A 12,842-nucleotide genomic window follows, 5' to 3' on the forward strand; every position below is an offset into this window, starting at 1 on the left:
TTCCATTAGATTATATGGAAATTTAAATAGAAATAATAGCTGGATTCTTTTAGATAAGTTGATCTCCTGGTGAATACAGAAGAAAAAAGAGCATCGTCCGTCCGATGCTCTTCGTTTCTCAATTGATAAACTTGAATTCTGTTCTGCTTCCCGATTGCGATGCGATAACTTCCAACCGTGCATCAATTCTCTCTTTCAACTCAGGTACGTGCGAGATAATGCCGACTAGCCTGCCGCTACTTTGAATATCCATCAACGCTTCAACCGCCTGGTCGAGTGATTCTGGGTCGAGAGTGCCAAAGCCTTCGTCAATAAACATTGTTTCCAATGATACTCCACCTGCATATTGCTGGACGACAGTTGCCAGACCGAGTGCAAGGGAAAGGGCCGCTTTAAAGCTTTCTCCTCCGGAAAGTGTTTTGACGTGGCGTTCCTGGCCGGTATACTGATCGAAAACGAGCAATTCAAGCCCGCTCTGGGCATTTCCCTTTGAACGGTCCGTTTTTCTCAGCAGCTCGTAACGGCCATTCGTCATTTTGCCGAGCCGCACGTTGGCTTCAGCTAAAATATCATCTAAAAACGCAGCAAGGACAAAGCGCTCAAAGGTGATCCGGTATGTGTTTTGCCCCTTTGAAATTTCGAATAGATGACCGATAACATTGTACTTCTCCTCAAGTGCTTTCATCGTCGCATTTATTTCATCGACCTTTAAGACAATGTTCTCGTTGTTGCGTTTTTTCATCAATAAATCGGTGTAACGCTCCTGCAGCTCTTTAATCTGTTCAGTGATTTGCTTAAAGTTTTCGTTCATGCTTTCAAGGTCCGGTTCTTTTACATCTTTAAGCAGCTCGGAAAATTCCGCATGCCTGTCAGACACAGATCGATATTCCTCCCGGTATTGGCGGACAGCGTGCTCAAGCTCGACAACTTCCGCTTCTGTTTTTTTCGCTTCAGCGTATACGTTGTAATTTTCGAATCCTTGCTCTGACAGCTTGTTTTTAAACGCTTCCCGCTCAATTCCAAGCTTCCGTTCTAAACTGGTTGCCTGATTCTCAAGCTCATTATGACGGGCTGTTTCACCTGCTAATTTTTCTTTCGTCGCGTTGTAGAGCTCCTGGGCTTTTTCATGACGTTGTTGCAAATTCCGCACCCTTTTTTCAGCGTTTTCGAGTTCAGATTTATAGGCTGCCAGAGTCCTGATGCTCTCGGGAATTGTTTGTTCGATTCTCATCAAGTTTGTTCTTTTTTCTGTGTATTGAATCGTTAAATCTTGAATTGCGCGGGCGAGCTCCTGTAATTGCACCTGGATTGCCTGCTTCTGTTCTTCAGCCTTGTGAATAACAGCAGTCACTTGAGCAAGCTTCGTTTTTTTGCCCTGGAGCTGCCTTTGAATTTCGCTAAGCTTTTCTCGTTCTGCTTCCATATTGATTTTCAGCATCCGTACCTGCTCACCGCTATTTTCTCCACTTTCGAGATTGATTTGTGCTTGCAGCTCTGAACGATTTTGAATAAGCGAATTCAATAAGGACTGGCTTTCAAACATCGCCGACTCCACTTTCGCTTTTTCCTGCTCAAGTGCGGCTGCCTCCTGCTTGGCCGCCTTTATGTCCTGCTCGTTCGGCACAGACTCAGAAGATGCATCAGCCGGGAGCGGATGGTGTTCAGAGCCGCAAACCGGACAACGGCTGCCATCCTCAAGCTTTCCTGCCAAAATCGCTGCTTGCCCATGAATCCAATTTTCTTCAAGGTTGTCAACAAGGGCTCTCGCATCCATCAGCCGGCTTTGCGTATGCTCAAACATATTCTTTCTTTGTGCATAGGTGCTTTCAGCTTGCTTTTCCTTTACCAATAGCTGTTCAAATTTAGTGAGTTTCTCATGTTCAGCATTTAGCTTTTCAAGCTTCCGCTCGTTCTCGAGATAAGCGATCTGTGCTTTTTCGATATCAAGCTTCTCTTCAAGCATATCTTTCAACAGTTTTTCTGTTTTCGTCATGCTGGCTTCCGATTGTTGCTGCTGCGAGACAGACTCATCCAGTTTACTTCTTAACGAGGACACTTGTTCGTTAAGATCTGCAAACGAACGAACATCACTTTCGATACTAAGCAGGCGGCTAACTTCCTCTGCTGCCTTTTTTCGTTCGTCTTCCCTGCCTTTTTCGAACAGATATGCTTTTTCATACTCTGTAAGCTTCTCTTCCAGGCCCTTTTTACTCAAAAGTACACCATCACGAAGCTTTTTGCTTTCATCCAGCTCAAGCTTCAAGCGATGGCAAAGCTCCTCTTGCTGCGAAAGTAAGGCCGCCTTATGGGCAAGGCTGATATCTTTTTCCTTCTTTTCAAAGGCACTCTTCTGTTCTTCGAGCACGATAATTTTCGCTTCAAGCTCTTTTTTCGTGTTCAGCTGCTTGATGATCAGTTCCGCTTCATATATTTGTTGCTGAAGCTTATCCCGATCCTCCTGCCTGGCCTTCCCTTCCTTCTCAATCTTTTCAAGAAGGGTGGACATTGCGTCAACTTCTTGTTTGATAAGTGGGATGATCACCGAGTCATTCAAAGGAGTTTCAGTTAAAAGGGTTATTAATTCTTTATTGTCAAGAACATGAACAGCACTGATGGTCCGGTTCCTGTCTTCGATCTGGTTTTCAACGTTTTTTTTCAAAAGTGTCGCTTCTTCTTTCAGCTTTTCTTCGATCCGTTTATATATTTCGGTATGAAAAAGACGTTGTAAAATCTGCTCCTTATCCTTGCTGTCTGAAGTCAGCAGCTTACGGAACTCGTTCTGGGGAATCATCAAAATTTGCCTGAACTGGTTGCTGTCGATGAGCATAATTTCTTTTATTTTTTCATTCGTATCGCGGACGTTGGCCGCCAGAAGCTGGCGTTCACCTGTTTCGTTTAAAACATAAAGCTCTGATCTTGCGCCGATTGTCGTATGGCCATCGCCGCGCTCTTTTCGTTTATCCTGTTGCGGCGAGCGCACGATATAATACGTTTTTTCACGCAAAGAAAATTCAAGCGCTACTTCTGTCAGCACCTCTTCCCGTGCAAACTGGCTCCTGAGCCCGGGACCGTCGCGGTCTTCTCCGCTCGCTTCCCCATAAATTGCATAGCTGATGCCGTCAAAAATCGTCGTCTTTCCAGAGCCGGTTTTTCCGGAAATAACGAACATTGTCCTGCTTCCCAGTGTGGTGAAATCGATCGTTTCGCTGCCGGCATAGGGCCCAAAAGCTTGCAGCATCAATTTTAGCGGCTTCATTTCCGGCCTTCCTCCTTCAGCACTTTTTCAATTACAGACACCATGATCTCCCGCTTGTCCGTGGAAAACTCAGAGGTTGTCATTTCATTATAAAACTGGGCGAATAAATCAAGTTCTGATTTTTTCTCTTCCTTCACTGATGTAAATGAACGCTTCTTTTTCATATCTGTTAAAGCTGCTTTTCGTTCAAGATGGAGCACATTTGGATAGACCTGGCGAAGCTTGTTGATCGGGTCAATCAGCGCACCCTCATCGAGAAGGGTGATTTTCAGGTAATCATCACAGCATTGTTTTTGATAAAAGTGAGGGTCAAGCAATTCCTCTAAATGTCCTTCCAGTTCGCGCATGTCCTGCTTAGGTGTTAACGAACGGCTGCGCAGCTCGAAATCACCATTTTCATTCATCTCAATGATAGAAACAGCTTTGCGCTGTGTCGCTTCGGAAAAAGAATATTTTAATAGCGAGCCCGAGTATTTCACTTTTTCATGCTTGATCGCATCCGGACTGTGCAAATGGCCGAGAGCTGTGTAAGAAAAAGGCTCAAATAATTCGGCGTTCACACACCCCGAACCTCCGACTGACAAAGTCCGTTCCGAATCGGACGTTTGCCCGCCGAGCACGAATGCATGTCCAACAAGCACATTCGCTTCATGATGATTCATCGTCTCTTCTATTTTTCCAACTAGCGCCTTCATCGCATCATGGTGGGAATGAATGCTGTCATCCGCAAGGAGCTGCCTGACCGTTCCCGGTTCTGCGTAAGGAATAGAATAAAAGTTTACTCCATTTATATGTACTGGACGTAAATCATCTGTCAGTTTGCTTGTTAAGTACAGTTTGCTTTGCTTGTACCATGAGCTTCCGAAAGAAAGGCGTTCCGCACTATCATGATTCCCGCCAATCGCGACCACGGGCGTTTTGAGCTCAACATTTATTTTGTACAATATCTCATCAAGGAGATCAACAGCACTCGTGGGCGGAACCGAACGATCATACAAATCGCCAGCGATTACAACCGCATCGGGCTGCTCCTCTTCTACCAAATGAATAAATTGATTCAAAATCTCGCGCTGGTCCTCGGTCATATAAACGCCGTGCACAAGCTTGCCTAAATGCCAGTCAGCCGTATGTATAAACTTCAACAACCTTCACCTCTCATAATCGATACTACGATGTTACCATTATAACAAACGAGAATTTTGAATGGCGTGCATAGTTAAAGGAAAATGGCACACCACAATAATAGCAATAACCTATCAAACTGCTAGCAATTTGCTAATGCGATTTTTTTAACAAAATAAAAACAGCCCAACCAAAAGAGTTGAGCTGTGAACAATCGTTACTTAATTATTTTTTTACAACGTTAGCAGCTTGAGGTCCACGAGCTCCTTCGACAACTTCGAAAGAAACTTCTTCGCCTTCTTCTAATGTTTTAAATCCTTCTGTTTGGATTGCAGAGTAATGTACGAAAACATCATTTCCGTCTTCAGCTTCGATGAATCCGAAACCTTTTTCAGAGTTGAACCATTTTACTTTACCGTTTTTCATTGAAAAATCCTCCTAATAGCTCCTGAAAAGCCATGTGTAAATTAACCGATTTACAACGTATAAGCTTGACATTACTCATCCAAACGTTTGGAACATTGAATAAGCTATTTGCAAAAATCGAACACGATGCAAAATGGCTTATTACAATTTACCATAAAAGACAGGTAAAGTCAAGATAAATTGCATATTATTAACAGTGCATCATTCCTTCAAACGGTCCGGTAAATCCTGAATCGACAGAACTACTTTGTCCAGCTTCGCCTCAATTCGATGCAGCAAATAAAGGGTCACAACAATCGGAAAGCCCACATCGCTAATGAATGGGATAATCTGTTCCATTTGCTCTGTTCCTCCTCCCTTCCCAGGCTGAAATGATGATGGATTTTTGTGAAAAAAAGCCGGATTCAAAATCGAACCCGGCCCTGTTCTTAAGCTATTTCATAATCGGTTACATTTCTTTCAACCACTCTCGCACCTTTAACAGCTGCAAGATTACCATTAGCGGTTGTAAATGCCCCGGCTAAAATAATTTGGTCCATCGATTGCTTCACTGCAACAGGATCAATCGGTTCCTTGGGATTGTCGACTGAAACTCTAGCGATCGCACCTGAATCTGTTAAAAACTGCAATTCCATTGTTTTCGCCACTCTAACCACCTCCTCTCCCTATTTTTTCATTAAGCGATAATGTCCAAGCTGTCACTCCGTTCAACCGTGCTTAACGGGTCCGCACATAGCCCTGCTAAAGCTAACGCTGTTTGGTAAAGCTGATCTGGAGTAGCTTCCTTTTTGATGTTGTTGTAGGTTTTTGTCTTAAAGATCGGCTCTCCTTTTTCATTCAAGCCACTTTCAAAAACCAGGCGAAGCCTCGATTCCATTAACAATCCCTGCGCCATCATGATCACCTCCCTTCACCCTTTATATATAAAAATCGACGCTGATCGGACAGGTTATTTCTTTGGAAAAATAAAAAACCCCTTTCGCCATTTTGATTTCAGAAAAGAGGTGTTAATTTGAATAAATATAAAAAAAAGCAAGGCTTTTTCAGCCTCACCTTGTGATTAGTTATTATATGCCTCCATTTGATTTTCATATTGGTACTGAACCATCTCAAAGTCCATTCCCCAATCCTGCATAGCACGCTCTATTTGAGTTTGCTTAACATCAGTGTCGATGACCATTGCCTTTAGTTCGTTATAAGCAGCAGTTTGATTCTCAACCTGATAGTCTTGCATTTCATAGTCGTCAACCCAATCAGCCTCAGCCTTCTTGTTGATCTCACTAGCAACAACTGCAGGATCCAGTTGGGCGATAGGGGGTTTTCAAATGCAGTGGTTGCCGGTGTTGCAGCGGGTGCGGGTGCGGGTGCTGGCGCCGGTTCATGTGTTGTTGTACCGGTTGCTGCCTCATCAACAGTTTCTTCTTTAGGTGCTTGAGCCAAAACTAGCTCACCCTTCACTTCTTCCAATTGTTTCTCTAATTCTTCAATTTTTTTCTCAGCCTTAACTAAATCTTTTTTTGCCTCAGTATCTTCGTTATTGTTATTCCCGCATCCAGAAACAATAGACCCGATAATAGTTAAAGCTATTAACAATACCGACCATTTTTTGCGAAATAGTTGCTTACCTGATTCACTTGCCATGATGTAAATCCTCCGCTTATGTAATTTAATTTCAAGTAAATTGTAACATGAATGTAATGTTATTGTTATATTAAAATTATTTTCCCCTAAGCCATTCCTTAATAGTGACGATTTTCCAATAACAGCCCTTATTTTACAAATAAGAGTTAAAATCTAGACATTTTATACGATATAGAAAGTAAATTTAAAAAATAGAGGGTGTTAGTATGTTTCAAGTTGGAAGACTTGCAGATATTAAAGAATTTAAAGATATTTCTCTAATGAATATACTTATTGGGATGTATATTTTTTCTGTAAGTTTGTATTTAATGAAGGGACTTTCTCCTGCAGTTTTTAATGAGCTTAATATTGTAGTAAACAAGTATGTAGATTTAATTAGTTATAACATTATTATCATACTGAAGTCTTTTATTCATATTACGTCATATCTGATCATACTTTTATTTTTAGGTTCCGCACTACTTTTAATTTGGGATGCTGTTTACTGGAAAAAGTATGATCGATCTGAATCATTAAGCTACATTCGTTTTATTATTAGTCGTAAACTTCCAGATTATTATTATAATCTTTCCATGTGGTATATTCTTTATTTATCAGTATCGCACTTGTTTGATTTATATACCTATTTACCGGATTATTTATCATTTTTCTTATTACTTTCGCTTATGTTTTTAATGATGAAAATGATCAATTTCATTTTCTCTAATTATGATTAATATTATAGTAGGTTATCAAACTTTGCGTTTATACTGAAACTCGCCTTTGAAATTTTAATAATCTCTATTTCTACCAGTTGTATAGTAAACATTTTAATAATAGGCAATTCTGTGTAATTGACAAATAGATTGTCTGCTAGTCTTCTGTCTACAGTTAAAAACTAGTACCATAGAGATTAGAAATTGATGCATTAACAGTGTCAGCAGCACCTAACTGTCATTGATAGAAATTTGTTTTAATATGCTATCTTTTCTCCTTCCAAAACTAAAGACTTCAGTTTCAATAACTTCTTTGATTCCAGAGACGCTTGCCTTTGTAACAGTTTCCATATCGCTTAAACTAAATTGATTGGCTGTTTGAGGAAAATTTTGAGGAACTGTTTTAATGGGTTAGACGTTAGATGAGTGTTCTCATTAATAATGGTGGTATTGACATACAAAAACATTGAATTATGTTTTTGTAATATATGCTTATCGAACAACTCATTGCATAGTTGTATATTAAGCATTATCTTAAATCAAATACTTCAACAGTTAATTGCATAAAAAAGCCTTCTACTTATTTTATGTAGAAGAAGCATAATTGTATTTTCGCATAAGCGGATTTTCTCATATTCTCCAGTCTCTATATACTTCATAATTATTTCTTGGTCGCTTTTCTAAGCATGTCTAATGCTAACTGTCTTTTTTGTTTACTAGCAACAGAATCTTTCTTGTTGAATGACAAAGCGAAATTAGCTAGATCTTGACCTTGAAGAACTGGAGTAGCTTCAAAAGGTTTCGCCATAAGTTTGTCCTCCCTTTCGCATACTGCAATCACCTCGTAACATCTAGTATTTAACTTTAATGTAAAAAAACCGCTACAAGTTGGTTTGTACATTTTGGTGTTTCGCTCTAGTTTTTTCGCGTATACCAAGGAAATTTACTTAGCGGATTTTGTTTGCTCCTACTCCAAAATTTTCGCCTATACTAGTTTTTTTTACGCTTATATCCCTCTCTTTGTTTTTATTGGCTCGCTACCGACCCGCCATCAACACGAAGGTTCACTCCATTAATAAAGCCGGCCTGGCTTGAAGCGAGGTACACAACCGCAGATGCGACTTCTTCGACTGTGCCTGGCCGTTTCACTTCTACATGCGGACGGTTTTCCTTCAGAAATTGCTGAACAGCTTCGTCATAGCTGATGTTCTGCTTTTTGGCATTATCTTTTAACAAGTTCTCCAACATTGGTGTAATGATAAATGCCGGGGATACGGTATTGACTAAAATTCCCTGGGCCGCATATGCTTTTGACAAGCTTTTCGTAAAATTGATCAGAGCCGCTTTTGACGCATTATAATGAGGCATGAATGGATCAGGCTGCACACCGGATTCTGAAGAAATATTGATAATACGTCCATTGCCTGCCTTTTTCATATAGGGGATCACCGCTTTTGTGATACGCACTGTCCCAAAAAGATTAATATCAAAAAGACGTTGCCAATCCTCGATTTCCAGGAATTCGAACTCATCAAATCCACTGGCAATTTCGCATTATTGACAAGAATGTCAATCGTGTGGAAACGATCAATGGCTGCTGAAACCAGGTGATCAACATCCTCTTGTTTCGATAAATCTGCTTGAATGGCAAGTACGTTCCCACCATTCTGCTCTATTTCGTGCTTAGCTTCATTCAATGCTTCTTCACCGCGTGCACAAATGACGACATTTGCTCCTTCTGCTGCTAACGCGATGGCAATGGATTTCCCGATCCCCTTACTGCCGCCAGTCACAAGTGCAGTTTTATTTTTTATACCAAGCTCCATTTAATATCATCCTCTCTTACCAAAATTGCGTTTAGTAACACTTAATATAGAGTATAGAACATCTGAAGACAATTGATTTGTCTGCATCCGCACTCTAGTTCATCACTATTAGACAAAAGCAGCACATTAACCGTCTTGCTGATGCAGCGCTGTAAACTATACTGCTTTAACATGCATACCTTATTCTTGCCCCATGGGATTTAATCAAGGTTGCTATTTGATTAATTTTTCCATTATGACAGTTTTTACTTGAAAGCCATTAGATTCGTGACCGTTTCCTCTTTGTGCAATTTGTAACCGATGGACTCGTATAATCGAATGTTTTTAGGTAAGGACATTCTTACCCTGCATTCGATTTTCGTTTTACCATCTTTTATCGCGTAATTTTCCAGCCACAATAACATTGCCTTAGCCAGCCCCTTCCCCCGTGCATAAGGTGGAACTGATACTCGTGAAAAATATAAGGATTGCAGTTTTGTACTGAATCTTAGCGTGCCAACAGGTGTTCCATTCAAAAAGCATAATAAAATTTTTTCAGCACCATTCATAAATGAGTTTTCTATGGACGTTTCTGATTCATTCAATGCACTAGAAGGTATCTCAAGGTATCGATACTCTTCAAAGGCTTCTAACATTAGTTTATAGGCAGTGGCGATATCTTCTCTTTTTCCTAATTTAATTTCTACGTTCACAGTTCTTCCCCCAAAACGCTACTAATGTTCAATGCATATAAATAAAATTCTTCACTAATTTTAGATTTCCTTCTGTAGTTAAACTTCTTTATTATTCAATGAGGAAATTCAATAATGTTCTTCAATAGAGCGAAGTTATTGAAAAATTTAAACTGGTCGGATCGGGTCTCCTGCATCTAAGATTCCTGAGTATACTTTGAAACAGGACGAGCAAAATAAACTCAAAAAGGAGTTGATCAGATGCGGCATGCATTGGCGATTTCGATTAAGTTTATTTCGACGCTGATTATTCTAGGTATTATTCTTGGGATATTTTACAATTTAGGATTTACGGAAGTTCTAATGATAACTGTGGTATTCACTGTGTTAAGTTATATTATGGGTGATTTGCTTATATTGCGTAGAACAAATAATCTGTCAGCTTCTATCGCTGACTTTGGGATAGCATTCATCGTCATTTACTTTATGACTAGAAATGTAGCGTTTGTGGACGATGTATCTACAGCTGCTTTATTTTCTTCCATTGCCATCGCATTCTCTGAATACTTGTATCATCGTATTGTACCTAGACGCGCGGAAAGAACGGATCGCACTAACGAGAACCGAAATGCGACAGTTAACAATAACCTGATTCAAACGGAAGCGGCAGAAGAATTGGCACCTGTCAGACCTGATGTGAGAAGTCCAAAAAAGAACAACTCAAAAAAGAAAAAGAGAAAGTAATTGACTTGGCCCAATTTTATAATTGGGCTTTTATATTGTTCACCTAACGATATGTGATCCAAAACAAATAGAGTGTATCTGCACGTGCAATACACTCATTCAACGTATTAAAATGAACTAACCACAGAACTAAGGTGTATATTGATCCCCATTATACTCATCGTTAAATTCGAACACATGGGGTGCTAATTCAGTATCCGATACAGGTTCGACTGTAGAAATCCGATCCTCCCAGCGGCGATTTGCTTCGTAAAACTGATCTTCGAGAAATCCAGCTTGTTCGTGTGTAAGTTCCAATACAATTTCATTATTACTGTCATCAAAAGCTTTTAAAAGAACATAGCTCTCCTGGTCACGAGTAACATTGCCCACTTTCAGATACAAATTTTTGATTTGATACCTTACTTTCATGCTGTCCATCCAACACACCTCCTTTTAAACAGAAAACGCCAATCAAGGCGTTATAATTGGTCGTTATCAAGAACACTTCTTTCTCGAATGATTCGATCGCTATCCAACGTAATATTCGCTTCTGTTGCAGACTCTCCGATCGTTTCAATAAACCCTTGCCGAATGTCAGCCATCGTATCGGTATTTTGATTATTCGTAGTTGGTTGATTTGGATTCCGGTTTTCCATTGTCTCACCTCCACTGTTAGGATGTGTAAACAGCTTAATTTTAAACTGATATTTTGCCAATCGATTCGGCGCAAAGAGCAGTTTCTCACCACCATCACACCTTTCAACTGGCTAATTCCAAAATGGTACTGGACAAGCTATACTCTGTGCCTTTTTTCCTGTTTTTGATTGTTTGTGGCATGCAAGAAGGATATTTCTCCGGTCCCGTTAAATATGTAAGTATGTTTTATAATATAATTCATGGAGGGATTAGATGAAATATAAGCTTTTATCTTCTGTCGTTGCTGCCACTTTAGCATGCAGTATCATTGCAGGGACGAGTTTATCTGAAGCCAGAGCAGCAAACTCTGCAAAGCCCGTTGCAAAAAAATATTTGGTCGCTTTTCAACACGATCTTCCCAATAACTATTCAGAGGCGATCGCAAAAGCTGGCGGCAAAGTAGCTCGCGCGTTACCTGAAATCGGAAGTTTGGAAGTGGAATCATCCAACGATGCCTTTCTATCAAATATAAAATCCATTTCCAATGTTCAAGCTGCAAACTTGGAAATGAAGCATCAGCTTGACTACAAAAAGAATGATCCTGCTGCTGCCGATGGACAGCCTGTTACGGACATTCCGCAACCAGATAACATCGATAGTTATTGGGATTACCAGTGGGATATTCACAATGTAACCAACGACGGTGCTTCGTACGATATTCAAAAAGGGAGCGGTGCTGTGGTTGGAGTTATCGATACCGGAATTGATCTAAACCACCCAGACCTTAAAGGCAACTTGCTCGGTGGTGAAAATTTTGTACCAGTAGGAGCTTTTGGAGACGACACGACAGAAACAGGCGATCCAAATGACTATTTAGACCGCGATGGCCACGGAACACATGTAGCTGGATCGATTGCTGGAAATGGAAAAGTACAAGGTGTTGGTCCGGAGCTTGGCATTCGTGCTTATCGGGTGTTTCCAGCTAACGCAGGAGCGGCCACATCATGGATTGCGGATGCCATTATTCAAGCAGCAGATGATGGTGTGGATGTAATCAACATGTCAATTGGCGGATTTGATGCACTATCCCGTTACACATATCAACATAGCGGTTCATATAGTGATGTAGCCGATATGCTTGTTTGGAAACGGGCGATCCAATATGCTGTTAAGAAAAACGTAACCGTTGTCGTAGCTGCAGGGAATGAATCATTAAATCTTAATAATCCGACAGAGATCACAGATTATATGAACGCAACATACGGGGAGCTGGGATACCAATTCAAAGGTGCGTCGATTGAAGTTCCAGGACAGCTTCCGGGTGTTGTTACCGTTTCTTCTTCAAATAAATGGTCAACTGATCAAATTGCGTTTTATTCTAACTACGGTTCCCGTTCAATCGATGTGGCAGCGCCCGGCGGCGATAATGGTCCCTTGTATCACGATACTCGTGATTTGAAGTTGCGAGATTTCCATTATAGAACATTAAGCACATGGCCAACGTATATGGCTCCATACATTACTTCCAATCTTCACAGCTATGCCTTGCTGCATGGAACTTCAATGGCTTCTCCAAAAGTATCCGGTATTGCAGGAGTTATTAAAGCGGCTCACCCTGAACTAAGTCCTGCTCAAGTAACAGCGCTAATCAAACAAACCGCTATTGATTATGGCAAGAATGGCAAGGATGCACTATACGGCTCGGGAGAAGCAAATATTTACAATGCTTTAACAAGATAATAAACACTATTAATGTATTGAAAACAATCAAGCCCTCCCAAAAAGAAATGGAGGGCTATTCTTTACTTCTAAACTGCTCATTTTGATATTCGAAAAAACCGGT

General features: G+C 40.5%; 16 protein-coding genes. 3 read left to right on the plus strand and 13 right to left on the minus strand.

All coding sequences use genetic code 11. From position 1 onward, the window contains the following. Positions 1-118: 118 nt before the first annotated feature. The 7 genes from CVD23_RS04145 to CVD23_RS04175 form a co-directional block, all read right to left on the minus strand. Positions 119-3,256, minus strand: coding sequence for an AAA family ATPase (locus tag CVD23_RS04145; protein ID WP_101579319.1), 3,138 nt, complete (start codon positions 3,254-3,256; stop codon positions 119-121). Next, complete coding sequence (locus CVD23_RS04150; RefSeq protein WP_101579318.1) at positions 3,253-4,398, minus strand: exonuclease SbcCD subunit D; 1,146 nt, start codon at positions 4,396-4,398, stop codon at positions 3,253-3,255. Before CVD23_RS04150 ends, CVD23_RS04145 begins: the two co-directional genes overlap by 4 nt. Positions 4,399-4,603: 205 nt before the next feature. Continuing rightward, the gene (locus tag CVD23_RS04155) at positions 4,604-4,804 is read right to left on the minus strand and encodes a cold-shock protein (protein ID WP_101579317.1); all 201 of its coding nucleotides are present in this window, start codon (positions 4,802-4,804) and stop codon (positions 4,604-4,606) included. Between the two features lie 201 nt (positions 4,805-5,005). Further along, entirely contained in the window at positions 5,006-5,143 is a 138-nt protein-coding gene (locus tag CVD23_RS04160; protein WP_101579316.1) for a YvrJ family protein, read from the minus strand. 89 nt (positions 5,144-5,232) lie between these two features. Next, positions 5,233-5,451 (minus strand): DUF2922 domain-containing protein, encoded by a 219-nt coding sequence (locus CVD23_RS04165; protein ID WP_101579315.1) that lies wholly within the window; start codon positions 5,449-5,451, stop codon positions 5,233-5,235. Between the two features lie 29 nt (positions 5,452-5,480). Beyond that, on the minus strand, positions 5,481-5,699 hold the full coding sequence (locus CVD23_RS04170; RefSeq protein WP_101579314.1) for a DUF1659 domain-containing protein: 219 nt from the start codon (positions 5,697-5,699) through the stop codon (positions 5,481-5,483). A gap of 290 nt (positions 5,700-5,989) precedes the next feature. Further along, a complete protein-coding gene (locus CVD23_RS04175) occupies positions 5,990-6,445 on the minus strand; it encodes a hypothetical protein (RefSeq protein WP_101665277.1) in 456 nt (151 codons plus the stop codon). Positions 6,446-6,651: 206 nt separating this feature from the next. Between CVD23_RS04175 and CVD23_RS04180 the strand changes: the two genes are divergently transcribed. After that, a complete protein-coding gene (locus CVD23_RS04180; RefSeq protein ID WP_101579312.1) occupies positions 6,652-7,161 on the plus strand; it encodes a hypothetical protein in 510 nt (169 codons plus the stop codon). 640 nt (positions 7,162-7,801) lie between these two features. On the opposite strand, the gene CVD23_RS21790 is transcribed toward CVD23_RS04180, so the two are convergent. The 4 genes from CVD23_RS21790 to CVD23_RS04195 form a co-directional block, all read right to left on the minus strand. Next, complete coding sequence (locus tag CVD23_RS21790) at positions 7,802-7,948, minus strand: hypothetical protein (RefSeq protein WP_180955521.1); 147 nt, start codon at positions 7,946-7,948, stop codon at positions 7,802-7,804. A gap of 218 nt (positions 7,949-8,166) precedes the next feature. Further along, on the minus strand, positions 8,167-8,607 hold the full coding sequence (locus CVD23_RS04185; protein WP_374702612.1) for an SDR family NAD(P)-dependent oxidoreductase: 441 nt from the start codon (positions 8,605-8,607) through the stop codon (positions 8,167-8,169). Further along, a complete protein-coding gene (locus CVD23_RS04190; RefSeq protein ID WP_101665279.1) occupies positions 8,586-8,966 on the minus strand; it encodes an SDR family NAD(P)-dependent oxidoreductase in 381 nt (126 codons plus the stop codon). The genes CVD23_RS04185 and CVD23_RS04190 overlap by 22 nt, the downstream gene beginning before the upstream one ends. Positions 8,967-9,211: 245 nt before the next feature. After that, positions 9,212-9,658, minus strand: coding sequence for a GNAT family N-acetyltransferase (locus CVD23_RS04195; RefSeq protein ID WP_101665280.1), 447 nt, complete (start codon positions 9,656-9,658; stop codon positions 9,212-9,214). Positions 9,659-9,898: 240 nt separating this feature from the next. Here CVD23_RS04195 and CVD23_RS04200 point away from each other — a divergent pair, with 240 nt between their 5' ends. After that, entirely contained in the window at positions 9,899-10,381 is a 483-nt protein-coding gene (locus tag CVD23_RS04200; protein ID WP_101665281.1) for a DUF2512 family protein, read from the plus strand. A 129-nt stretch (positions 10,382-10,510) separates the two neighbouring features. On the opposite strand, the gene CVD23_RS04205 is transcribed toward CVD23_RS04200, so the two are convergent. Beyond that, complete coding sequence (locus CVD23_RS04205) at positions 10,511-10,801, minus strand: hypothetical protein (protein WP_101579309.1); 291 nt, start codon at positions 10,799-10,801, stop codon at positions 10,511-10,513. 41 nt (positions 10,802-10,842) lie between these two features. Beyond that, positions 10,843-11,019 (minus strand): hypothetical protein, encoded by a 177-nt coding sequence (locus CVD23_RS21795; protein WP_180955523.1) that lies wholly within the window; start codon positions 11,017-11,019, stop codon positions 10,843-10,845. 253 nt (positions 11,020-11,272) lie between these two features. Here CVD23_RS21795 and CVD23_RS04210 point away from each other — a divergent pair, with 253 nt between their 5' ends. Further along, on the plus strand, positions 11,273-12,739 hold the full coding sequence (locus tag CVD23_RS04210; RefSeq protein ID WP_101665282.1) for a S8 family serine peptidase: 1,467 nt from the start codon (positions 11,273-11,275) through the stop codon (positions 12,737-12,739). Positions 12,740-12,842 lie beyond the last annotated feature (103 nt).

This window comes from Bacillus sp. V33-4 (assembly GCF_002860225.1).
GTDB lineage: Bacteria > Bacillota > Bacilli > Bacillales > Cytobacillaceae > Bacillus_BJ > Bacillus_BJ canaveralius.